We start from the raw sequence: 24669 nt of genomic DNA, 5'->3' as shown, positions 1-24669 counted from the left end.
AAAGGGTGAAGCAGTTCATGAGTATGCGTCGAAAGTGGGCAGCGGTAACGACCGCTCTTAGTCTATGCGCAGCCGTTTGGATCACGCCGGGAGGAGCGGCGGCGGGCAGCCCGGCCTATGAATTGACGGCTTCGCGCACAAGCCTGAACATCGGTCAGGAGCTCCGCGTTACGATAACGGGGGAACAGCTGGTCGATTTGTACGGTTATGATTTGGAGCTGCATTTCGATACGAGCCGGCTTGAATATATCGGGATGTCCACAGGAATAACCGGAGGGTTCAGCATTACGCCGGATCCGAACGTCAGTCCGCCAAGGCTGATTGATGAGAAGCTCGCGCAAGGCGATATTTTGTTCGGCTTTACCAAAACCGGAGACGCTTCAGGACAAAGCGGGCAGGCCACGCTCGGCACGGTCATCTTTAAGGCGAAATCAGCGGGACAGGCGACGGTGACGCTGGGGCGCGTAAAGGTGATACCGGCCGATTCCAAGGCGCCGGCGGTCACCGCGTCGCCTGAACTTGAGGTACGCGCTTCGGTTTCGGGCAGCGGTGAAACCGACGGCGACCCAACGGGGGGAGGCGATACCGGCGGCGGCAGCAGCGGAGGCAATGCCGGACAACAGCCGAATGCCGCCGCGCTAACGGAGGTGGAGGTCAAGGACGGCAAAGCGTCCGTAAGGCTGCCGGAGGGCGCATCGACGGCTATCGTTCCTTTTGACAAGGTATCCGGACATGAGTTGGAGGTTCAAGCGGGACAGCTTGCTATGAAGGTGAAGCCGGAGCTGCTGGCTGCCTTGGCTGCCCGAGCGAACGATTTGAAGGGGGCGACCGTGGAGGTGAAGATGGTTCCGGTAACGGGGCTGGCGGCTCCTGCACCGACTGCGGGAGCCGGAGCCAAGATCAAGATAGCCGGCGTGGTGTATGACCTGCAGGTCACGCTGCGGTCGGCAGACGGTCAGGCGTTTGACGCAGGAATCGTCTCAGGCGGCATTCAGCTCACGTTCACTTACGACGCGTCGACGGTGGACGAATCGCTTCTCGGCGTGTACTATTTCAACGAAGCGACGAAGGCATGGGCGTATGTAGGCGGCACTCTTGAACCCGCTTCCGGACAAATGACGGTAACGCTGGAGCATTTAAGCCGCTATGCGCTGCTGGAACTCGACAAGACCTATGCGGACGTACCCGCTGAGCATTGGGCCTACCGCACCTTGAAGGTGCTGTCTGCCCGGCATGTAGTGAACGGCGTAACGGAAACCGAGTTCCAGCCGAACGGCAAGACGACCCGGGCGGAGTTTGCCGCCATGCTTGTCCGCAGTCTGGAACTGGCGCCAAGCGCTGCGCCGTCGCCTTTCACGGATATCGCGGCAAGCGCTTGGTACGCAAGCGACGTGACGGCCGCCTATCAGGCGGGCATCGTGCAGGGCGTCTCCTTGAACGAATTTGCGCCGGATGCCCCGATAACCCGGGAGCAGATGGCAGCCTTGCTGGTTAGAGCGTATAAGCAGAACGGCGGTCAGGCGACAGGGGCCGGCGGCGGCGGGCTTCTGACGTTTACGGACGGTTCGGAGGTATCGCGCTGGGCTCAGGCAGAGGTGAGCGAGGCGATTGCGCTTGGTCTGATGAAGGGCAAGGGGGCGATGCAGTTCGATCCTGGAGCAGATGCCGTACGTGCGGAGACGGCGCAGGCCATCCTGAATTTGCTGAAGAAGTAACTGTGCCCTGAAAGAGAAGGAAAGATCCCCGATTGCTTGGAGCGGTTGGGGATCGTTTCTATACAGATCATAAAATTACAAAAAAAGAACAGGATATTGTAAATACTTTGTCCGGCCCGTTTTCTACAATAAGAGGGGGGCAGCATTCAATTCAGAAAGAAGGGAGGCTTTACGTTTTGTAAGCGCCATCAAAAAGTCTTGACCATTTCTATGAATCGGAGGTCGTTCACAATCATGAAGTGGAAAAAAACGCTGCGTGTAGGTTTCATTGCCGTCTGGGTGCTCGTGTTTGTTTTGACCAGTTTGCGGGTGCCCGGCCGGGCGCTAGCCGCCGAGAGCGTGACTGCACCCGAGGAAACGCACGGTCTGAAAGCCGAATATTACCTGAATTCCGGAGCCCCTAACTTTACGTTCGGCGAGCTGAAATCAACGATCATCGACCCGAACATCGACTTCGGCAGCCTTGAGGGGGTGTTCAGTGCGCTAACGGGTCGAAACGATCGCGTCAGTGTCCGATGGACCGGCTTTATTCAGCCGGAAACGACAGAGAACTATACCTTTTCGATCATCGGGGATAACGGCTTCCGGTTGTGGATTGACAACAAGCTGTTGATCGATCACTGGGTCGACGATTGGGATAAGGAGCAAACCGGCGCTCCCCTAGCGCTAACCGCCGGGCAGAAGCATGAATTCAAGCTCGAATACTTCGAGAATAACGGCGGCTCCAACCTCCATCTGCGATGGTCCAGTCCCCGTGTGCCGAAGCAGGCCGTCCCGACCCAAGCCTTCTATCCGCCGGCCGGCTTCGATTATGGCGGGACGGTAGCAACGGACGGCTCTACAGCCGAGGTCGTGCTGAGCGAGCCGCTCCAAGAGCTGCCGGCCGGATTGACGGAGCATCTTCGCATTCAGGTGGTGGGCGTCGATTGGCCGATCGCTTCGGCATCGCTTAAGCCCGGCGAACCGCATGTCATCATGCTGAGCTTTGCCTATCCGATTTACTCGAAGGACGTCTGGCTTGTACGTGCAGGCTACGACGGAAAGGGCGGGCTGAACACCCGGGACGGCGCAGCCGTCGCGGCCTTCGATGTCCAGCTGAAAAACCGCTCGACGTATCAAATTACGACCCCTTGGGCGGCCGAAGTGAACCCGGAGAACGTGCTGCCGGACTATCCGCGACCGCAGCTGGTCCGCGGGCAGTGGGCCAATTTGAACGGGGAATGGGAGTTCGAAGCGGCGAAGGAAGACGATGCCGTTCCGACAGGCAGGACGCTGGGGGAAAAAATCCTCGTGCCTTTTGCAGCAGAATCGGTATTGTCCGGGATTAACCGGGTGGAGGACCGGATGTGGTACAAACGGTCGTTTACCGTTCCGGACAGCTGGAGCGGGCAGCGCGTGAACCTCAATTTCGGCGCGGTGGACTATTTGGCTACGGTGTATGTCAACGGCAAGCTTATCGGCAGTCACAAGGGCGGCTACACGTCGTTCAGCTTCGATATTACGGATGCATTGGTGAGCGGATCGAACGAGCTGATCGTACATGTGCTGGATCAAACCGATATGGGCGAGGATCAGGCGGTCGGTAAGCAAACGGTTAAAAAGCTGGGCGGCATCTGGTATACGTCGGTGTCCGGCATTTGGCAAACCGTCTGGCTGGAGCCGGTAGCAAACGCACATATCGAGAAGCTGGATATGACGCCGGATTTGCAGAGCCAAGCGCTGAAGCTGACGCCGGCCGTCCAAGGGGCCCCGGGTCTTACGGTCGAAGCCGTTGCCAAGGTTGGCGGAGAGATCGTCGGCCGTGTGACCGGAGCGGCAGGCGAGACGCTGCAGCTGCCCGTGCCGAACCCAAGGCTGTGGTCGCCGGACGATCCGTTCCTGTATGATTTGACCGTGCGCCTGAAGAACGGGGAGCAGGTCGCGGATGAGGTAACCAGCTATTTCGGCATGCGGGAAATCAAGCTCGGGATGGAGGATGGGGTGCTGCGTCCGCTCCTGAACGGTAAATTTGTGTTCCAGATGGGACCGCTGGATCAGGGCTATTATCCGGACGGCTTGTATACGGCACCGACGGATGAGGCGCTGAAGTTCGATCTGCAAACCGTCAAGCGGGTCGGGATGAACATGGTCCGCAAGCATATCAAGGTCGAGCCCGCCCGTTGGTATTACTGGGCCGATAAGCTCGGTGTGCTGGTCTGGCAGGATATGCCAAGCCTGGAGGACCGTCAGGGCAACCGGGGTTCCGACATTACGCCAGCGACCAAGACCCAGTGGCTGAAGGAGTACAAGGAGATGGTCGATCAGCTCCGCAGCGCACCGTCTATTGTCGTTTGGACCGTCTTTAACGAAGGCTGGGGCCAATTCGACTGGGGCGGACAGCAAACAAGAGACGCGGCCAATTACGTGAAGGGACTCGATTCGACGCGTCTCATCAACAATACCAGCGGCTGGCAGGATTCCGGCGCAGGCGATTTGATCGATGCGCATGCGTATCCGGCGCCGACCTCGCCGACTCCAACCCAGACGCGCGCTGCGGTGCTGGGCGAGTACGGCGGACTCGGCCTGCATGTACCGGGCCATGAGTGGAGCCCGCTCGTGTTCTCCTACCAGCTGATGAACAGCAAGCAGGAGCTGACCGACAAATATGTGCAGTTCATCGACCGATTGAAGCAGCTGAAGCAAAGCCCTGGCTTAAGTGCCGCTATCTATACGCAAATCACAGATGTTGAATACGAGATAAACGGACTTCTGTCGTATGATCGCAAGGTCGAGAAGCTGGATTTCAACCGGATCGCCAAAGCGCACCGCGAGCTGATCGGCGGCGTGACGAGGGAGGACCTGATCGATGAGCTCCAGCTGGCGGAGCAGCTATTAAGCCGCCTCCAGGCTGGTGATGGCGCCGGCCAATATCCGCAGGAGGCAATCGCCGCCTATCGTTCCACAGTTGACGCTGCGAAGGCCGTGAGCATGAACGGCAGCTCGACGGCCAATGACTGGATTCATGCGATGAATGCGTTGAAGGCGGCTAAATGGCAGCTCGTCGTAAGCGTGAATGATCCGATTCCGCAGGGCGCCGTTACGGACTCGTTTGCGACCGGTACGCTGGATCCGGCTTGGTCTATTTACCGGGAGGATGCGGCCCGCTGGAACTTGACGGCCAAACCGGGCAGCTTGCGGCTGCAAACCTTGTCGGGGGATAGCCATCAAACCTCTAACTCGCTGAAAAACGTATTTCTGCGCAAAGCCCCGGAGGGCGATTTCGCCATAACGACGAAGGTCACGGCGCCTGTCGCCAAAAATCATCAGCAGGCCGGTTTAATCATTTGGCAGAACGAGGACAACTATGTGAGGCTGGGCCATGTATGGGATACTGTCGGCAGTACGGGCAAATCGCTGGAAACGGCGGTCGAGCGGAATGCGGTATACACCAAAGCGACGAATATGGCGAAGCATCCGGGTACCGATACCGTCTACCTGCAAATCAAAAAGACCGGCAACGTGTACACGACGCACTACTGGGACGGGGCGGCATGGGCGCCGGCGGCTGATCCGGTGCAGGCCGATTTGACGAATCTTCAAATCGGGTTTTACGGCCTGTCGGCCGGGGACAACACCTCCATGACGGCCGACTTCGACTACTTCTCGGTCGGAGCTCCGGTTCAAGCGCAGCCTAAGGCCACGCTTACGGGGCCGGCGGTTGTAGGGTCCGGGCAGTCCTTTGACCTGACGTACAGCTTAAGCGATGTGGCTGGAAACGTGTACGGCAGCGTCTATGCTCAAGATGTTACGGTCGGCTTTGACCCGTCTAAGCTGGAGCTAACGGACGCCGTATCGGTAAAGGACGGCTTCAGCCTGCTGGAGAAGCGCGAGCTGGAGCCGGGTAAGGTGCGCATGGTCGGCGCCAGCCTTGGCGGCGGAGCGGAGGCGAACGGCGCTTGGCTGAAGCTCTCGTTTAAGGCGAAGCCGACGGCTGCACCGGGCAGCGCCTACACCTCCATTCAGCTGAGCGGTATCGCGATTGCGGACAGAACCGGAGTGGAGACGACGATTCCCGGCACAACCCATCAGCTTCAAGTCACGGCGGAAGCGCCGGATAAATCGGATTTGAACGAAGCGATCGCAGCTGCGCAGGCCAAAGTGGATGCGGCCGTGGAAGACCTGCGGCACGGCTATTATTTGCCGGGCTCCAGGGCGGCGATGCAGGCGATTATTGCGCAAGCGGCAATCGTAGCGAACGACGCGGAGGCGACGCAGCAGCAAATTACGGAAGCCTTAAACGCGCTGACAACGGCTATGCTGGCGTTTGAAGGACGTAAAATCAACGCCGATCTGAACGGAAACGGCAGCATTTCGATCGGCGATTTGGCCATCATAGCGAGCCATTACGGCAAGCAACAGGGGGACAGCGGCTGGTCCGCGACAGCTGATCTGAATCAGGACGGCAAGGTCGATATTCAAGATCTGACCACTGTGGCCAGATCCGTGCTGCAATAAGCCCTCAAGCAGGTTTATACCGAACAGGCTTCCGTAAGCAATCTTTGCGGAAGCCTCTTTGGCGTTCGCGCTGTATGCGAAATAGAACGGAAATTTGTAAAAAATAACCTTTCCGTCTAAATACACCTGGCAGCCTTGAACTTAAAATGAAAGTTAAGCTGAGCTTCCGGGAGTTTGATACTCTCCATAAACGCAAGCAGGAATACCGATGATGGGAAGGAAGGTGCTCACCTAATGAGTGACAATCTATTGTTGAAAATGGAAGGCGTCAGCAAGTCCTTTCCCGGGGTTAAAGCGCTGAGCGATGTGAATTTTACGTTACATCGGGGTGAAATTCATGCGCTGATGGGCGAGAACGGCGCAGGAAAATCGACACTGATTAAAGTGCTGACCGGCGTCTATACCATGGATGCGGGACAGGTGTGGCTGGAGGGAAAGCCGGTGATCGTCCGGTCGCCGCAGGAGGCGCAGAGCATCGGCATCAGTACGGTGTATCAGGAAATTAATCTGTGTCCCAATTTATCGGTGGCGGAAAACTTGTTCATCGGGCGGGTGCCGAGGAAAAGAGGGGGCATTGACTGGAAGCGGATCAACGAGCAGAGCGAGATCCGGCTCCAGCGGCTCAACCTGAACATCGACGTCAGACAGCCCTTGTCTGAATACTCCGTGGCCATTCAGCAGATGGTGGCGATCGCACGCGCCGTCGATATGTCGAGCGGCGTGCTTATTCTGGATGAGCCGACCTCGAGCCTGGATAACAAAGAGGTGGCGCAGCTGTTCGCGGTCATGCGGAAGCTTCGCGAAGATGGACTTGGCATCGTATTTGTCACGCACTTTCTAGATCAGGTGTACGAGGTGACGGACCGCATCACGATTCTGCGCAACGGGGCGCTTGTTGGCGAATACCCCACGAAAGAGCTGCCCAAGAGCAGTCTCGTTTCCAAAATGATCGGCCGGGAGTGGAAGGAAGAGGAGCGCCAGCGGAAAATGACCCCAAGCTTATCCTCCGAGGCGATCATCTCGACGAAAGGCTTAAGCCGCGTTGGCTCCATCCAGCCGGTCAGCCTCTCGGTGAAGAAGGGCGAGGTTGTCGGCCTGGCGGGTCTTCTCGGCTCCGGCCGGACGGAAATCGCCAAGCTGATTTTCGGCATCGATCAGGCCGACGACGGGGTGCTGGTGATCGGGGAGGAAACGTTCCGTTCGATCTATCCGAAGCAGGCAATCCGCCAGGGGCTCGGGTTTTGTCCGGAGGATCGCAAGGTGGCAGGCATTGTGGGCGAGCTGACGATCCGCGAAAATATCGTGCTTGCCCTGCAGGCGAAGCTGGGCTTGTTCCGTCACATCCCGCTGAAGAAGCAGCAGGAGCTCGCCCAGCACTTTATCGATCTGCTGCGCATCAAAACCCCTGGCATGGAACAGCGCATCGACAATCTAAGCGGAGGCAACCAGCAAAAGGTCATTCTGGCCAGATGGCTGGCGACCCAGCCCAAGCTGCTTATTCTGGACGAACCGACACGCGGGATCGATGTCGGCTCCAAGGGAGAGATTCGCAAGCTGATCCTTGAACTGGCCTCCGGCGGTCTGTCGATCCTGATCATTTCCTCCGAGCTCCAGGAGATGATCGAATGCTGCGACCGGATCGTGGTGCTGCGGGACCGGGTGCAAATTGGCGAAGTAGCCGGGGATGCGATGAACGAATCAAACATCATGCGAATGATTGCGGAAGGAGCCGAGCCGAATGTCGCTTATAAAACAACGGGCGCTTAACTTCACACGAATGAAAATATTTTGGCCGGTGCTGGCGTTGACGGCAATATTGCTGTTCAATTTCATCTTTGTACCCGGCTTTTTTCAAATCGAAATAAAAGACGGTCACCTGTTCGGCAGCTTGATCGACGTCCTGAACCGGGCGGCGCCGACGCTGATTATCGCCATCGGTATGACGCTCGTCATCGCCAAGGAAGGCATCGATATTTCGGTCGGCTCCGTACTCGCGATTGCTGGGGCGGTCTCCATTTCGCTGCTGGAGTCGACACCGCTCTGGGTAGCCATTCTTGCGGCGCTTGCCGTCGGGATCCTGTGCGGACTTTGGAACGGCATGCTCGTGTCGGTGTTCGGCATTCAGCCGATGGTCGGTACGCTCATTCTCATGACGGTCGGCCGGGGCATCGCCCAGCTGATCACGGAAGGGCAGGTGCTGACTACAAGCAACGCGGCGTACGGGTATATCGGTAAAGGCTTTCTGTTCGGTCTTCCGTTCTCTGTTTATGTAGCCGCAGCCGTGTTCGGCCTTGTTTATGTGTTGAAAAAACGTACGGCCCTCGGTCTGTTCCTGGAAGCGACGGGCACGAACAAAATATCCAGTGAGTACGCAGGCGTGGAGCCGCGCAAAATTTACTTGTTCGTCTATGCGGTATGCGGCTTATGCGCCGCCATCGCGGGGCTGCTGGTCAGCTCCAATATCAGCAGCGCGGACGCCAACAACGCGGGGCTGTGGATTGAGCTGGACGCGATTCTGGCTGTCGTGATCGGCGGAACCTCGATGCGCGGAGGACGATTTTACTTGGCGGGCACCGTCGTCGGGGCGCTGTTCATCCAGTCTTTAAGCACGACGATTTACTCGATGGGGATTCCGCCTGAGCGCATTCTCGTCGTGAAGGCGTTCGTCGTCATCGTCGTCAGCCTGCTGCAGTCGGAGCGCTTCCGCGAGCTGTTCCAAAGCCGCACGAAGCAGGCGGTGGCCGAATCATGAAGCTCAAAGTGAGGATCAATCAGAACAATATCATCATTTTGACGACTACGCTGCTCATTACACTGCTTTATGCAGCGGGTTCGTTCTTGTATACCGGATTTTTCTCCTGGCAGGTGTTCTTCAATTTATTCATCGACAACGCCTATCTGATTATCGTAGCCACGGGACTTGCCTTCGTCATTATTGCGGGAGGCATCGATTTATCCGTCGCCTCCGTCGTCGCGCTGGTCAGCGTATTGTCCGCGTCGCTGCTGCAGGAAGGCATGAACGCCTACTTGGTCATGGCACTATCGCTGCTGCTAGGAACGTTCTTCGGTGCGGGGCAAGGCTATATCATTCACCGCTTTCAGCTGCATCCATGGATCGTGACGCTCGCCGGTATGTTCCTGGCCCGCGGTATCAGCTATTTGATCAGCACGGAAAGCCTTGTCATCAACGATGCGACCTACAAAGCCATCTCCAGGTTTAAAATTCCGGTCTTCGGCGACAATACGATATCGGTCAGCGTAGTGATTGCCCTTGCGATGGTCGTGATAGCGGTATACATGTCCAAATACACCGAATTCGGCCGGGGGGTGTATGCGATCGGAGGCAACGAGAAGTCCGCTGTGCTGATGGGCTTGCCGGTCGCGCGCATCACGTTGCTGGTGTACACGTTCAGCGGCTTCTGTTCGGCTCTGGGGGGGATCGTATTCACGTTCTACATGCTGTCGGGGTATACGCTGCACTTGATGGGCATGGAGATGGACGCGATCGCCGCATGCGTCATCGGCGGCATTCTGTTAACCGGCGGCTTCGGCTATTTGATCGGACCGATGCTCGGCGTTTTGTGCTCGGGCATCATTCAAACGATCGTCATGTATCAAGGCACGCTGAGCTCCTGGTGGACGAAAATCGCCGTAGGCTTTCTGCTATTCTTGTTTATCCTGCTCCAGCGTTTGATCTTGCTTCGACGCGAGCGCAGGAAGACGATTACGCGCACTTCCCCTGGGCCGGGAGCCGATGCGAAGCAGTCGGCCGGGTCATCTGTGGAGTCGCCGGGAGGGGCTGCGCATTAAGCAGACGATAACTATAATGTGCCGAAATTAGCAAATTATAACGCTATATTCTAAATACAAGCGCTTACCAAACATTTTATAGTGAAGGTGTAAACATGATCAACCAAAGGGAGGAACACAAGTATGTTGTTCAAGATGAAAAGACCGTTTCAACTGGTTACGGCGCTGACGCTGGCAGGTATGCTGCTAACGGCGTGCGGGAGCTCGGGAGGTTCGACGACAGGTGGCTCATCGTCCGGCGGGGAATCGAAAGCGGCGCCTGCGCCCGCTCCTACGCCTGCGCCCGCGCCGGAAACGAAGGCCGATAAGAAGATTGTGCTCGGCTTCTCCCAGATCGGGGCGGAGAGCGGCTGGCGGGATGCGGAAACGCAGTCGATTAAAGAAACGTTCGGCAACGACGCGCAGTTCGAGCTGAAGTTCTCCGATGCGCAGCAGAAGCAGGAAAACCAAATTAAGGCGATCCGTTCCTTTATCGCCCAGAAGGTCGATGTCATCGCGCTGGCGCCGGTCGTCGAATCGGGCTGGGAGCCGGTGCTGGAGGAAGCGAAGGCGGCCAAAATTCCGGTATTCCTGCTGGACCGCACGGTTAAGGTGAACGATGAGTCCCTGTACACGGCATTTATCGGCTCCGACTTTATTCTGGAGGGCCAGAATGCGGCCAAGACGATGATAGAGCAGCTGGGTGCGGACAAAAAGGTAAACATCGTCGAGCTGCAGGGCACGGTGGGGGCTAGTGCGGCGAACGACCGCAAGAAGGGCTTCGAGGAAGGCATTAAATCGAATCCGAACTATAAAATCATCAAGTCGCAAACCGGCGATTTCACAAGAGCCAAAGGCAAAGAGGTGATGGAAGCGTTCCTGAAATCCGACGGCAAAAATATTCATGCCGTTTATGCGCACAACGACGATATGGCGCTCGGCGCCATCCAAGCGATTGAAGAATACGGCTTGAAGCCGGGCAAAGACATCTTCATCGTGTCCGTCGACGGCGTCAAGGCGGCCTTCGAAGCGATCAAAGAAGGCAAGCTGAACGTCACCGTCGAATGTAACCCGCTGCTTGGGCCGCAGTTGAAAAAAGCGATTCTCGATCTGAAGGCCGGCACACAGCCGCCGAAATGGATCAAATCGGAGGAAGGCGTCTTCTTTGGCCAGAAAGCGATCGACGCGCTTCCAACCCGCAAATACTAAGCAGCTGCTTCAGGTCAGGTTGCAAAGGGGCTCCGGCTCCTTTGCAATTTTGCTATTCCAGATATTAACAGGAGCGTTCGCCTGCGTTATAATAGAGTAAAACGAAATCGGGTGAGTGCGTGTTCGCGTCGACCAAGGGCATGAACGTCAAACATTTATATCGTAACAGCATTCGCTTCAAGCTGCTTTTGTATTTCGTGCTTATTATTCTGATCTCCATCGTGACCTTAAGCGCGGTCGGCAGCACCATGTATCAGCGTTCCATCGAGGAAAGCACGAACGAGCATACGAGTCAGATGATGGGTCAGGTCAAGAACAACATCAGCTTTTACTTCACGGAAATGGAGAACATCATCGAGTACATCGCCCAGGACCGTGAGGTGAGGTCCTTTTACGCCGGACAAACGGGTGACGAATGGGCGCTTCGGGAAGTGATGCGGCGATATGAGGAGCGCCACGGGGAAATTGCCGGCATCCTCTTGGTCAACCGCGCGGGCGGGTGGATCAGCAACCGGTTGGGAACGATATCCCGGGACCGGCTTACATCCGAAGCTTGGTATCGGGAAGCCGCGGAACGGCCGGACGAGCTGCATATGATCAGCAAGCCGATCGGTCGGAATATCAAGGCGGACCATAACTACAGTGCCGACCAAGTGCTGTCGTTCGTGAAAGCGATTAAAGACCCGCTCACGGGAAACATGCTCGGGGTCGTGCTGATCGACATGAAGTTGAATATTATCCAACAAACCATTGAATCGGTTTCTTTGGGCAAAAGCGGATTTATATATATGACGGACCGCCAAGGAGGGATTGTGTATTCATCGGTCAATCCTGTCGTTTACCGAATTAAGGCGGAATGGATGGTAAGCGCTTCCAATGATCTGATTAAGACGATCAACGGGCGTTCTTATCAGATCATGCATACGCCCTTCCAGAACATCGGCTGGAAAATCGTGGGTGTATTCCCGCTCGACGAGTCGCGCAGCGTCATTACGCGACTGCAGTTTTACACGGTGCTTGTCGTACTGGTGACGCTGGTGTTGGCGTTCGCCGCCTCTTGGTTTTTCACGAACTCGATCATCAGTCCGGTACGCAAGCTGCGAAGCTTGATGCGCAAGGTGGAGGAGGGGGAATTGAATCTGCGTTTCCGCAGCCGGTCCAACGATGAAATCGGGCAACTCGGGCACAGCTTCAACAAGATGGTGCAGGAAATTGAGCGCCTGATTCATATGGTATACACGGAGCAGAAGGAGAAGCGGGAGGCCGAGCTTAAAATTTTGCAGGCGCAAATCAAGCCGCATTTTCTGTACAACACGTTGGATACGATTCAATGGATGGCGCAGGACCGGAAGGCCGACGACATTGTGGAGATCATCGGTGCGCTGACGAATTTGTTCCGCATCGGGCTGAGCAAGGGGCATGAGATCATCCGGTTGTCCGAAGAGCTCAAGCACGTGGAGAGCTATCTGATCATTCAAATGGCGCGTTACGAAGGAAAGCTGAACTACGAGATTCGCGTGGCCGAGGAGCTGGAGGGCTGCAGCGTGCTGAAGCTGATCCTTCAGCCTCTGGTTGAGAATGCGATCTACCATGGCATCAAGACGAAACGGGGCAGCGGCCGGATTCGAATCGAAGCGGTCAAGGAGCAGCATAAAATCCGGCTTCGCGTTGAAGATGACGGACTCGGGATGAAGCCGGAGCAAATCGAGTATGTTCGAATGGGGCTTCAGGGCTCCGAAAACCCGGAATTTAAGAGCGGGTACGGCCTTTTCAACGTTCATGAGCGAATTCGGCTTACGTATGGGTCGTCCTACGGGGTGCAGGTGGAGAGCGAATATGGCAAGGGAACGTGCATCGATGTCTATTTGCCGTTCGTGAAAGCTTAACTATTCGGGCTGAAAGGCAAGAGGGGGATCCTATTGATGTGGAAGCTGATGATCGCGGATGACGAGCCGAAAATTCGCAGAGGGCTCAGACAGGTGCTCCCTTGGGAGGAGCTTGGCATTGAAGTGACGGGGGAAGCGGAGGACGGACTCGATGCCTTGGAAAAGGCTCAAGCCTTGAAGCCCGACCTTATATTTGTCGATATCTGCATGCCGTTTATGGATGGGCTCTCCTTCATCGAGCAGCTTCGCTTCGATTCCGAGGGGGCGCTCGTGATCGTGATTACCGGACACGACGAATTCAAATACGCGCAGCAAGCCGTTAAGCTGAAGGTGTTCGATTACATCCTGAAGCCGGTCGAGAAAGCGGCGCTGCGGGAAGTTGTGGAGAAGGCGCTGCGGGTTCTCGATCAGAACAAAACGAAAAGCGAGCGGTTCCATTGGGCGAACCATCAGCTGCAAAGCAATTCCAATCTGATCCGCGACACCTTCCTGCGCAAGTGGATGGCCGGCGTGCTGTCTCCGGTTGAGATTCAAAGTACAATGGCGCATTTGAAGCTGCCGGTCGGAGCGAACCGCATGGCCGTATTTAAAGTGCTGCAGAGCACGAACGTGGGCGCGGTGAAACGTGATTGGAACAAGGATCTGCTCGAATTCGCCGTGAAAAACATTATCGAGGAGGTTGTCGCCGCGCTAGGCGAGCATATCGTTTTCTCCGATGATAGGGGCCATGTCGTCGTGCTCTCATCCCTCGAACGGGATCATGATTGGATGCTGGTATGCGGTTCGATTCAAAGTAAGATCGAGGAAATCCTATCGAAAATCGTGGTCGCCGCGGACCGGCTGCTGGAGCCGGATGTTTTGGCGGCGGAGCGTATCTATCATGATCTGGTGCGGGAGGTCGGGATGAAGGTCAACTTTTCCCCGATCGTCATGCTCGCCCGCAAATACGTCGATCAGTCGTTTGCCGAGCCGAATTTAACGCTGCAGGACGTAGCCGACCATGTACGCGTCAGTCCGACGTATTTGAGCAAGCTGCTTAAGAAAGAGGTTGGCCTTTCATTTATTGATTATATAACCGAGATTCGTATTCGCAAGGCGATGCTGTATATGAACGATCCCAATTATAAAGTGTACGAAATCGCGGAGAAGGTTGGCTACAACAGCCAGCATTACTTCAGCAACGCGTTCAAAAAAATAACGGGCGTATCGCCGATGTCTTATCGTAAAGGGTGTCGTACATGACTAGCGGCAGGGCCAAACTGGCGCTCATCGTTTTCACTTTATTTATACTCATGGTCAGCTTCATATCGTCCATACGCGGCACGAGCGGGCAGAAGGTGCCGAAGGATCAGGTTCAATACTTGGTCGGTGTCTCGCAGCCGAATCTGATCGAGCCGTGGCGGATCGTCATGAACGAGGAGATCAAGCGTGAGGTCGCCCGGCATAGCGACCTGCGCGTCATTTTCACGGATGCCGCGAATGACAGCAAGCAGCAAACGGACGATGTGCACAAGCTCATGGGCTACGGGATCGATCTGCTGATCATTTCCTTGGACGATCCGATTCTGCTGACCCCGACCATTGCGGAGGTGTACGCCAAAATTCCAGTCATTGTGCTGGGGCGGGGTGTGACCGGCTACGATTATACGCTATACATCGGGACCGACAACCGCTTGATCGGCAGCAAAGCGGGCGAATACGTGAAGCAGCTGCTCGGACCGAGCGGCGGCAGCATTGTAGAAATCCAAGGCGTACAAGGGTCACCCACGGTGGAAGAACGCAGCTTGGGCTTCCGTGAAGCGCTCGCCGGACAGGATAACCTTCGCTTGCTTCATACGGTGTACGCGGACTGGCAGCGGGACCGTGCCGAGGACGAAATGTCAGCCGTATTGATGCGCAGTCCGCGCATCGACCTTGTTTTCGCGCAGAACGACGCCATGGCGCTTGGGGCTTCGCGGGCGCTGCAGCGGAGCGGTCTGCAGGATGTGAGAATTATCGGCGTCGACGGGGTCAATAGCGAGAACGGCGGATTGCCGCTTGTCAAGAACGGCATTTTGTCCGGCACGTTCACCAGTCCGACCGGGGGCGGCGAAGCGATCCGGTATGCCCTCGATATTTTGAATAAGGAAAAGGGTATTCCGAAGAAGGTGATTTTACGCAGCTATCGCATCACCCCGGATAATGCCGCAGCCTTCGAGCAGCGCTTGGCCTCGTATCCGGCGATTTCCTCGCCATTTACGGAGGAGAGGCATCAGCTCAAGATCGGCTTTGCACAGGTCGGAACGGAAAGCGGCTGGCGGCTCGCGCATACGAATTCGGTAATGGCCGCGGCGAAGGAGGAAGGGTTCGAGCTGCTGTACGAGAACGCCGACCAGAGTCAGGCGAAGCAGGTGGAAGCGATCCGTAAGTTCATTCAGGCCCGCGTCGATATCATCGTGTTCTCACCGGTCGTGAAGACGGGCTGGGACCAGGTGCTGCAAGAAGCGAAGCAGGCCGGCATCCCGGTCATCTTGTCGGACCGTGAAGTCAAGACAGAGGACGATTCCTTATGGACGTCCTATATCGGCTCGGATTTCGTGGAGGAAGGCCGGCGTGCGGCACGATGGCTCTTGCAAGAGCTTGGAAGCCGGGGACGAAAGGTTCAGATCGTCGAGCTGCAGGGGACGGAGGGCTCCGACCCCGCGGCAGGACGCAAGCAAGGCTTCGAGGAGGTTATCGGCAATGACTTTAACTTTCAGCTGATCGAATCGCTGAAGGGTGATTTCACGCTGGAGTCGGGCAGAGCGTTAATGTCGGAGGCGCTGCAGCGGCGGGGCGGCGATATTCAGGTTGTGTATGCCCATAACGACGATATGGCGCTTGGTGCGATGCAGGCCATTGAGAGATTCGGCTTACAGCCGGGCAAGGACATCGTGATCATATCGATCGATGCGACCAAGACGGCGCTCAAGGCGCTTGCTACGGGAAAGCTGAACTTCGTCGTAGAATGCAACCCCCTGCTCGGCCCGCAGCTGATGAAAGCCGTCAAGGATCATAAGGAGGGCAAGGAGCTGCCGATGAAAATCATCACGTCGGAGGGCGTGTTCACCCAGGATTCGGCCAAGCGCGAGCTGCAGAGCCGGGAGTATTAATAGGCTTCCCGGCCATCCTACTGCTGCTTGTCCTGCGCTTGCTCAGGAAGCTTAAGTCCGTTCGTTGCAACTGCGATGTGGAAGGAGCCCTTAAAAGCTATAGCCTAGCCAGTAGATCATTAGCGATCAACAATATGTTAAAATATTCAAAGTATCGTATCCCCAAAGCTTAGGTGTACCGATATTCTTTAAAATGTATACGCTTTCAATTACTTGAGATTATTTCCTATACTCCAATCTTTATTCATACTGTTGACAGTCGTCTTTCGATCGTTTTTTAGCAGGTCACCCGGAAGGATAGAAAGTCTAATCAAAAACCGGTCCAATGGTGAAAGGAGAAAGAACAATGAGGGCTACCGACTTATCTGCCACCGAATTGCTATCATTTCAGTCGAATGAGGGGAAAATTTTTTTTAAAGATCGGCGAACCATTTTTGTCGGGGTCGATGCCTTAGGTACCTTGCGTAAAGATCTGATTTCCGCTCTGGGCATGGATCGGGCGAAAGGTTTTTTGCTCCGGTACGGGTGGCATTGCGGAACCAACGATGCGAGGTACGTCAAGGATGTGTTTGCATGGGAGGAGGAAACGGAATGGCTTCTGGCGGGCCCGAAAATTCACGGAGTTACAGGAAACGTACTGGCCGTTCCGATCGAGATTCGGGGAAACCGCGAAACCGGGGAATTTTACAGTGAAGGGTATTGGCACCATTCTTACGAGGCGGAGCAGCATTTGGAGTATTTCGGCTATCATCATGAGCCGGTTTGCTCGACCCTGATCGGTTATGCCGGCGGATACGGCAGCGAATTTTTAGGAAGGAAAGTCATTTTTAAAGAAATCGAATGCATAGGCAAAGGCGACCGGCATTGCCGATATGTGGGGAAACCTGTCGAAGAATGGGATGCGGAAATCAATCCGGAATTACCTTTCTACAAAGAGGAGAATCTAGCGATAGAGCTAGATAGAGCTTACCGCCGGATAGAAAAACAGAAGGAAGTGTTGAGCAACGCCTTAAGCATCAATGAAAAATTGTCAAAAATACTGATTCAAGGCGGAGGTTTGTCCACGATCGTCAAAATTTTGGCTCAGAATCTTCGTACAACGGTTGTCCTGGAGGATAAAAATTTCAACCTGCTTGAATCATTCGGCGAGTATACGCCTCATGATATCTTAACGTTTATTCAAACTTCGGGCGGGAAGCAGGCACAACGGATCCAGCGGTTAATGGATGAAAAAAGAACGGTTCATCTTTCCGTTCCCGGACAGTTCGGTTGGCAGCATGAACGCTTAATCTCTCCCGTTCTACTGAAGAATGAAGTATGCGGGTATCTTTCATTGGTCAAACCGCTCGACCCGTTTGATGAAATCGAAACCATTTCGCTGCAGCGCGCCTCTACGATATGTGCGGTTCAATTTCTGAATGAACGGACGGTCATTGAGGCGGAACAGCGCATGAAAGGGGAGTTTCTGAACGAGCTTCTCATCGAAAATCCGAATGTGGAAAACCTATCCTACCGAATGAAATTGATGGGATACGATCTGGACAAGCCCCATTATGTATTTGTCTTCAGCCTGCAGCACCGTTATGAAAGCCACGTTCAACAGCGGGATACCCATTTCATGGAATTCAAAAAAAGGATCGCGGAAACCATACATAGTCAATTGAAATCGTACGGGAGAAATGGTCTCGTTTCAACCAGGCTCGATAAAATCATTTCTGTCATACCCGAAGTGCTGTTGACTCAGATGAAGCTTGATCCGAAATCATTCGGCGAATTGTTGGTGAATATCGTAAATGCCAACTATGCGGATTTCAGGATTACGCTCGGTGTCAGCTCTCTTTGCAAAGGGATAGGCTCGTTTCGGAACGGATATGAGGAAGCCAACAAATCCATTGGAATAGCGCATTCGAGAGTAGTGAAGTCGAATGTCATTACCTTTGATGAGCTCGGATCGCTCGGAATTATTCTCCACGCCAAAAATGCGCAAGAGCTGGAGAGCTTTGCCATGAGATTGCTTAAGGATTTATTGGCCTACGATAAGGAAAAAGATGCCGAGCTTTTAAAAACGCTGTACCTATTTTTGGAAAACCAAGGAAATATTCATCAGACGTCGCGAGAAATGATGATTTCGATCGGCGCAATCCGATATCGTCTAAAACGCATTCAGGAGATTAGCGGGATCGACCTGACAAGGGCAAAGGATTTTTTCGATACGCATTTGGCGCTGCAAATCCTTATGTTTTACGGAGTATTTGAATTGTAGCGAATGAAGATGACCTCTATGCTGCGACAGTGCAGACATAGAGGTATTTTTGTTAACGGGATTTAGACGCTTCGTATAAAGTGACGATGCTTTTTTTGTACGAATCGATTAACCGATGAAGTGCAAAAAGGATTAAGAACTTAACCTAAATGCGCATTGAATATTCTGAATATTTAAAATATTATGGAGCTGTGAAGATCAACAAATTATTGGAGGTGAGTTTTTATGCCAACCAGCCCGTTTAACCCTTCGCTTCAGGAGAAGGTTTTCAATTCACAGCTGCCGCAGCTTCAAGCGGAAAAACTGCGCAACCAAATCCGTTATGTGTATGACCGATCCGAGTTTTACCGGCGCAAATTGGATCAGGCCGGAATTAGCCCGGAGCATATTCAGGGAGTGCGGGATTTAGCCAAGATTCCTTTTACAACCAAAGATGAACTGCGGGAAAGCCAGCTTGCGGCTCCTCCATTGGGACTTCATGGAGCCGTTCCGATGGAAGACATCATCCGGATCCACGCTTCTTCCGGGACGACCGGTCGCCCGACGTATGTGGGAATCACGGATAGCGATCGTGAAGTGTGGAATGAAATCGTATCCCGGGTCATGTACACGGGCGGGATGAGGCGTGAAAGCCGGGTCGTCTTTGCCATGGGATTAACCTTTTTCGTCGGTTCTTCGGCCAAAGAAGGCATCGAACGGCTTGGCGCGACATTCATTCCCATCGGAACGGGGGCTTCTGACCGGGTGATCAGCTCCATCATCGATCTGAAAGCGGATGTGATGCTTTGTACCCCGTCCTATTCCTTTTACTTGGCGGAGCATGTCAGGAACAAATGGGGAATGGAGCCGAAGGAATTGGGACTGAAGCTCATCTCAACCGGCGGAGAACCGGGGGGCGGAATGCCCGAAATTCGCAGGAGAATTGAGGAGGATTGGGGATGCAGGGTAGTCGAGGCGATGGGCAACGCAGATATGGCTCCGGTTCTGTTCGGCGAATGTTCGGAGCAGAACGGGATGCATTTCGTCGCTCCCGACTACGTAATTTGTGAAATCATTGATCCGGAAAGCGGTCAACCCATCGAGCTGTCCCAAGATTGCGAAGGAGAACTGGTTTATACGTCAATTGACCGTCAATGCGTACCCTTATTGAGATTTCGCACCAGGGACCTCGTTCGCGTGGAAACGGCGCCGTGCTCCTGCGGATTGAACAGCTTCCGCATCCGCTGCATCGGCCGTACCGACGACATGCTGATCGTGAGAGGAGTGAATGTTTTCCCAAGTGCGATACGTGATGTGATCAGCATGTTCCGGCCGAAGACAACCGGGGAAATTCAAATCCTTTTGCATCAGCCGCCTCCCTTAGTGAATCCACCGCTGCCTGTACTTGTAGAACATGGAAATGGGCTGAGGGAAGAGGAGCTGCATCGGTTAAAGTCGGAGCTCGAAATTGAGCTTCGCACAAAACTGTTTTTCTCGGCAAATATTGAGCTCGTTCCCCCGGGAACATTACCGCGGTTTGAAATGAAGGCCAAACTTGTTAAAGAAATGTTCAAATAGCGAATGGAGGGTTGAACGTGTCGCAATTTACTGTTGATATCGACACAGGGGGAACGTTTACCGACGGTTTCTTCACCCAAGGCGGGAAATACGAAACCGTCAAGGTAGACACGACTCCGCATGATTTAACCGTTTGTTTTAATCAATGCATTGCCGAAGGAGCGCGCCGGTTCGGGTTTGAGAATGTGGGAGATTTTCTGTTGCAAACCAAGACGATCCGTTTATCCACGACCGTCGGAACGAACTCGCTGATCCAGCGTACAGGGCCCAAGCTTGGTTTGATTGTGACCGAAGGTTTTGATCGCTCGCTTTATCAAGAGAAGAACCCCGTTCTTAACTTCCTTGTCGAACCGGAATTAGTGGTTGGGATTCGCGGGAAAGTGGCGGAGGACGGGAGTATTAGCGTAGAGGTCGACGAGGATGAAGTTCGCAGCGCCACGAAAAAATTGCTGGATGCGGGCGCGCGCGCCTTCGTAGTCAGCCTGAAAAACGCCCACCTCAATACAGATAACGAGCGCAAAGTGCGAGATATCATTCAAACGGATTTTCCTACCCACTATTTGGGGGCGAAGTCCGTCCTCTTGGCAGGAGAAATCAGTCTTCGGGCCGATGACGGAATTCGAACCAACGCCGCGATTGTAAACGCTTACCTTCATCGCGACATGGTCAAATACCTGTATAAAGCGGATGAAGGCATACGGCAGCAAGGGTTGACCAACCCGCTGCTCATTGCGCACTCGAACGGCGGGGTGGCCAGGGTGGCTAAAACCAAAGCGATCGATACGTATAACTCGGGCCCGGCTGCAGGATTGATGGGAACGCAATATGTAGGACAACAATATGGAATCGATAACATCCTGACCCTGGATGTCGGCGGTACCAGTACAGATGTCGGCTTGATCTACAACGGGAAGATGACATTCGATACCGCTTCCTCGATTGCCAAGGTGCCCGTTCATACACCTTTAATACATGTTCTTTCCGTAGGCGGGGGCGGAGGATCGATCGCCAAGGTAACGAAGGAGGGCAAGGTTCAGGTCGGTCCTGAAAGCGCAGGGGCAGTACCCGGGCCGGCTTGCTTCAATCTGGGAGGCTCCAAGCCAACCGTGACGGATGCGGCCGTCATTCTAGGACTCATCGATCCGGAGTTCTTCCTTGGAGGGAAGAAGAAGCTTCACGCCCAAAAATCACATGACGCGATCCAGAGGTCGATCGCCGCTCCTCTCCATATTTCCGTTCGGGAAGCAGCCGGCCTCATCATCGATGAATTAACGACGATCGGTTCGGAAGCTTTAAAGAGCCTTGCTGCAGAAAGGGGATACACACCGGAAAACTTCGTACTCTTCTCCTTCGGAGGCGGCGGCGGCTTGTTTTGTGCGGACATGGCCCAAAAATGCGGAATCAAACGTATCTATACGTTCCCTTTCAGTTCTGTGTTCAGCGCTTTCGGTCTATCCACAGCCGACATTAACCATGTCTACGAAACTAGAAGCCGTTTTCAAATCCGGGCGAATGAGGATTCGGCGGATCCCGCGTTGCATTCCGAGTTGTCGGAAAAGCTGGGCATCATGAAAAATTGGGCATACCGCGATATGCGTGGCGAAGGATTTAGCCAGGAAGAGGTTTGCTTCGATATCGAAGTGGAGGTAACGACAGCAGACGGGAAGAAGCGGGGTATATATCCGCTGCCGTTCTCTACTGTTGAAACGCAAGCAAACGCCAAAGAAATAAACGAATATTTGCAAGGGTTGTGCCGGACATGGAAGGCTTCCGAATTGATCGTTGAATTTATTCGTCTCCGTGCTCAGGCTCCCGTCTCCCATTATCGTTTGCCGGAGGCAGCGATGTCCGACAGCAATCCTCTGCCGGCGCAAAAAGGGTTCAGATCGATCGGAATGGGAACGGATCAATTCGAGGCGCGCATTTATGATTTATCGCTTTTGAAGCCTGGCAATGAGATTGCCGGACCGGCCATTATCGAGAGTAACGATACGACGATTTTCATTCCGCCGAACGCCGGCTACCGGATGGATCAACATTTGAATGGAATCTTGGAGGTGTAACCGTTTTGAGACGCCAAATTACAGAGTATCTTGACATTGAGCTGCAGAAGGAAATGTGGGTATGCCGCTGCTGCGGCCATGAACTGATTTCCGCCAGAGAAAACTACAAAAAAGGGTGCCTCCTTTACGATCGCGACCCTCATGATATTCACCCGCCTGTCATTGACGAAACGTATACGTTTTCCGCGGACCCGAATTGGATGCGTTATATTGAGTTTTATTGCCCCGGGTGCGGAACGATGATTGAAGTGGAAGCGCTTCCTCCCGGTCATCCGATCACGCATGACATTGAGCTGGATATCGACCGCCTGAAGGAAAAGTATTTACAGGCCAAGGAGGGATAAAAACATGTCGATTCAGCAAAAGAAACAAGCAACGATCGATATCGATATCGGCGGTACCTTTACCGATTGCTTTATCCGATACAAGGATAAGTCCGTTATTGCTAAAAGCCCGACCACAGGCTACGATCTATCCGTTTGTTTTATGAAATCGATTGAAAAAGGGGCGGCGGAGCTCGGCCTGACCACGGAGGAATTACTAACGGATACGGAAGTGATTCGCTATTCGACAACGGTGGCCATGAACAAGCTGATTCAGCGAAAAGGACCCAAGCTGGCATTGATAACCTCCGAAGGGTTCGAAGACGTCACCTTTATCGGAAAAGGCAGCCAATGGCAGGATGGCATCAGCTCCCAAGAAGCCCGCAATGTAGCCAAGGTGGACAAACCACAGCCTTTGATTCCGCGCGAGCTTGTCGTAGGCGTCAAAGAGAGAATTGATTCGAACGGGAACGTGGTGCGTCCGCTGAATGAGGAAGATTTTCGCAATAAGCTCCAGTATCTTGTCGACCAAGGCGTCATGGGATTTGTCGTTTGCTTGCTTTGGTCGTTTAAAAATCCGGTGCATGAACAGCGGATCAAACAAATCATTAAAGAGGATTATCCTGAATTTTTCTTGGGGAATATGCCGGTTTTCCTTTCCCATGCTGTGCTGCCCAAACGTTTTGAATACAGCAGGGCCAATGTAACGATTCTCAATGCCTATTTGCATCAAACGATCGCGGAGGAATTGGCCGGCATCGGGGATGAGCTTCGTGACCTGGGATATGACCGCTCCTTGCTCATGGTGTATAACACGGGCGGAATGGGAGAGGTGTACCGGACAGCCGCTGTCAACACCTACAATGGCGGTCCCGTATCCGGCGTTATCGGCAGCAGCTACATCGGCAAGCTTTACGGCTACGACAACGTCGTGTTTTCCGATATGGGCGGAACCAGCTTCGATCTTGGCCTTGTCGTGGACGGCAGCACCCGATTTTATCAATTTCACCCTGTGATTGACCGATGGCGGGTGGATTTGCCGATTATTGAAACCAAATCCATAGGAGCCGGCGGAGGATCGATTGCTTGGATCAATACGCTGCTCGGCAACCGACTGGAAGTCGGGCCGCAGAGTGCGGGCTCTTTCCCGGGACCTGCAGCCTTCGATCAGGGGGGAACCGAGCCTACCGTCACGGATGCCGATCTCATCTTGGGATATATTGATCCGGATTATTACCACGGCGGCGAATTGACGCTGAACCTGGAGAAAGCGCGGAAGGCGATTCACGATAAAATAGCCCGGCCGTTAGGAATCGACGTAGTTGAAGCGGCGGCGTTGATTAAGAAGATCGTAGATGGAAATATGGGAAATATCATTCACAAGGAAACGGCCCTTAAAGGCTACGACCCCAAAGATTTTGTCCTGTTTGCCATGGGCGGAGCCGGAGCGACGCATTGCTGCGGATACGGATTTCACGCCGGCATTTCCAACATTGTCGTCATGCAGCAATCTCCTGTATTTTGCGCGTTTTCTTCCAGCTTGATGGATGTCAAGCACATCTATGAGGAATCCAAACATATTATTTTGCTGAAGCCGGGAACCAAGGAATTTCTGGCGGATTATGACAGCTTCAATGAAGTCGTATATCGCTTGAAAGACAAAGCGCTGCGCGATATTCGCGGCGAAGGCTTCAAAGAGGAACAGGTGGTATTTGAGCTGGAAGCGGATATGAAGTTCGGAGGACAGCTCAATGTGAAGCGAACGAAATCTCCAGTTCTGACGCTGGAGAGCCGGGAAGATGTGCAAGCCTTATGGGATCAATTCACCAAAGAATATTCCAATGCGTACAGTCCGTTAGGGGTCTATCCGGAAGGCGGCGTCGAAATCGAGAACATTGTGCTTCATGCTATCGTAGTTCAGCCGAAATATGAACTGCCTGAAGCGGTCCCTCAAGGCACACCCGAGCGCCGCCTGGAAAGGAAAACGGGAAGCGTATTGGGAGGAGCTGAAGGAATACCGCAATACGGATATTTACCAGATGGAGAAATTGAGCTGCGGCAATGTCGTCAGCGGTCCGGCGATTATTGAATCCAGCAACACGACCGTGGTGCTGCCGCCCGGCGCTGCCTATACCGTCGACAAGTATCTTAACGGGCTCATTACGAAGACCGATGCCGCTGTACCGGATGCCATTCGTTCGGCAGATCGCATCTCCATCGTGTAACGGAACCATTATGA

15 protein-coding genes are annotated in these 24669 nt (G+C 54.1%); all 15 read left to right on the top strand.

Features of this window, described 5'->3' with window-relative positions:
- Positions 1-17 precede the first annotated feature (17 nt).
- The 15 genes from JMF85_RS17285 (at position 18) to JMF85_RS28430 (ending at position 24655) form a co-directional block, all read left to right on the top strand.
- Positions 18-1715: an S-layer homology domain-containing protein gene (locus tag JMF85_RS17285; protein ID WP_201318607.1), complete on the top strand. Its 1698-nt coding sequence runs from the start codon at positions 18-20 to the stop codon at positions 1713-1715.
- Positions 1716-1949: 234 nt separating this feature from the next.
- Positions 1950-6209, top strand: a complete 4260-nt coding sequence (locus tag JMF85_RS17280) for a PA14 domain-containing protein (RefSeq protein ID WP_201318606.1) — start codon at positions 1950-1952, stop codon at positions 6207-6209.
- A gap of 234 nt (positions 6210-6443) precedes the next feature.
- Positions 6444-7976 carry a sugar ABC transporter ATP-binding protein gene (locus JMF85_RS17275; RefSeq protein ID WP_155614057.1) on the top strand — a complete coding sequence of 511 codons (1533 nt, stop codon included), beginning with the start codon at positions 6444-6446 and terminating at the stop codon, positions 7974-7976.
- Positions 7948-8961, top strand: a complete 1014-nt coding sequence (locus JMF85_RS17270; protein ID WP_127608970.1) for an ABC transporter permease — start codon at positions 7948-7950, stop codon at positions 8959-8961. The genes JMF85_RS17275 and JMF85_RS17270 overlap by 29 nt, the downstream gene beginning before the upstream one ends.
- The gene (gene yjfF, locus JMF85_RS17265) at positions 8958-10019 is read left to right on the top strand and encodes a galactofuranose ABC transporter, permease protein YjfF (RefSeq protein WP_201318605.1); all 1062 of its coding nucleotides are present in this window, start codon (positions 8958-8960) and stop codon (positions 10017-10019) included. Before JMF85_RS17270 ends, yjfF begins: the two co-directional genes overlap by 4 nt.
- Before the next feature lie 123 nt (positions 10020-10142).
- On the top strand, positions 10143-11207 hold the full coding sequence (locus JMF85_RS17260) for an ABC transporter substrate-binding protein (protein WP_230875944.1): 1065 nt from the start codon (positions 10143-10145) through the stop codon (positions 11205-11207).
- Between the two features lie 119 nt (positions 11208-11326).
- A complete protein-coding gene (locus JMF85_RS17255) occupies positions 11327-13093 on the top strand; it encodes a sensor histidine kinase (RefSeq protein WP_196426826.1) in 1767 nt (588 codons plus the stop codon).
- Positions 13094-13129: 36 nt separating this feature from the next.
- A complete protein-coding gene (locus JMF85_RS17250; RefSeq protein WP_127608968.1) occupies positions 13130-14335 on the top strand; it encodes a response regulator in 1206 nt (401 codons plus the stop codon).
- Complete coding sequence (locus JMF85_RS17245) at positions 14332-16224, top strand: substrate-binding domain-containing protein (protein WP_141336014.1); 1893 nt, start codon at positions 14332-14334, stop codon at positions 16222-16224. Before JMF85_RS17250 ends, JMF85_RS17245 begins: the two co-directional genes overlap by 4 nt.
- A 346-nt stretch (positions 16225-16570) precedes the next feature.
- Positions 16571-18487, top strand: a complete 1917-nt coding sequence (locus JMF85_RS17240) for a XylR N-terminal domain-containing protein (RefSeq protein WP_201318604.1) — start codon at positions 16571-16573, stop codon at positions 18485-18487.
- Positions 18488-18712: 225 nt separating this feature from the next.
- On the top strand, positions 18713-20044 hold the full coding sequence (locus JMF85_RS17235; protein ID WP_201318603.1) for a phenylacetate--CoA ligase family protein: 1332 nt from the start codon (positions 18713-18715) through the stop codon (positions 20042-20044).
- A gap of 17 nt (positions 20045-20061) precedes the next feature.
- Positions 20062-22107, top strand: coding sequence for a hydantoinase/oxoprolinase family protein (locus JMF85_RS17230; RefSeq protein WP_127608966.1), 2046 nt, complete (start codon positions 20062-20064; stop codon positions 22105-22107).
- Positions 22108-22112: 5 nt separating this feature from the next.
- On the top strand, positions 22113-22451 hold the full coding sequence (locus JMF85_RS17225; protein ID WP_201318602.1) for an acetone carboxylase subunit gamma: 339 nt from the start codon (positions 22113-22115) through the stop codon (positions 22449-22451).
- A 4-nt stretch (positions 22452-22455) separates the two neighbouring features.
- Positions 22456-24519, top strand: a complete 2064-nt coding sequence (locus JMF85_RS17220; RefSeq protein WP_201318601.1) for a hydantoinase/oxoprolinase family protein — start codon at positions 22456-22458, stop codon at positions 24517-24519.
- On the top strand, positions 24437-24655 hold the full coding sequence (locus JMF85_RS28430) for a hypothetical protein (RefSeq protein ID WP_269103491.1): 219 nt from the start codon (positions 24437-24439) through the stop codon (positions 24653-24655). The genes JMF85_RS17220 and JMF85_RS28430 overlap by 83 nt, the downstream gene beginning before the upstream one ends.
- Positions 24656-24669: the final 14 nt, after the last annotated feature.

The organism is Paenibacillus sp. EPM92, assembly GCF_016586185.1.
In the GTDB taxonomy this organism is placed as follows: domain Bacteria; phylum Bacillota; class Bacilli; order Paenibacillales; family NBRC-103111; genus Paenibacillus_G; species Paenibacillus_G validus.
This window is presented reverse-complemented; position numbering and strand designations above follow the sequence as displayed.

What these genes read in the sequence shown, in the direction of transcription:
- JMF85_RS17245 (WP_141336014.1), top strand. Translation starts at nt 14,332, where the DNA reads ATGACTAGCGGCAGGGCCAAACTGGCGCTCATCGTTTTCACTTTATTT.
- JMF85_RS17275 (WP_155614057.1), top strand. Translation starts at nt 6,444, where the DNA reads ATGAGTGACAATCTATTGTTGAAAATGGAAGGCGTCAGCAAGTCCTTT.
- JMF85_RS17260 (WP_230875944.1), top strand. Translation starts at nt 10,143, where the DNA reads ATGTTGTTCAAGATGAAAAGACCGTTTCAACTGGTTACGGCGCTGACG.
- JMF85_RS17270 (WP_127608970.1), top strand. Translation starts at nt 7,948, where the DNA reads ATGTCGCTTATAAAACAACGGGCGCTTAACTTCACACGAATGAAAATA.
- JMF85_RS17280 (WP_201318606.1), top strand. Translation starts at nt 1,950, where the DNA reads ATGAAGTGGAAAAAAACGCTGCGTGTAGGTTTCATTGCCGTCTGGGTG.
- JMF85_RS17220 (WP_201318601.1), top strand. Translation starts at nt 22,456, where the DNA reads ATGTCGATTCAGCAAAAGAAACAAGCAACGATCGATATCGATATCGGC.
- JMF85_RS17240 (WP_201318604.1), top strand. Translation starts at nt 16,571, where the DNA reads ATGAGGGCTACCGACTTATCTGCCACCGAATTGCTATCATTTCAGTCG.
- JMF85_RS17235 (WP_201318603.1), top strand. Translation starts at nt 18,713, where the DNA reads ATGCCAACCAGCCCGTTTAACCCTTCGCTTCAGGAGAAGGTTTTCAAT.
- JMF85_RS17250 (WP_127608968.1), top strand. Translation starts at nt 13,130, where the DNA reads ATGTGGAAGCTGATGATCGCGGATGACGAGCCGAAAATTCGCAGAGGG.
- JMF85_RS17285 (WP_201318607.1), top strand. Translation starts at nt 18, where the DNA reads ATGAGTATGCGTCGAAAGTGGGCAGCGGTAACGACCGCTCTTAGTCTA.
- yjfF (WP_201318605.1), top strand. Translation starts at nt 8,958, where the DNA reads ATGAAGCTCAAAGTGAGGATCAATCAGAACAATATCATCATTTTGACG.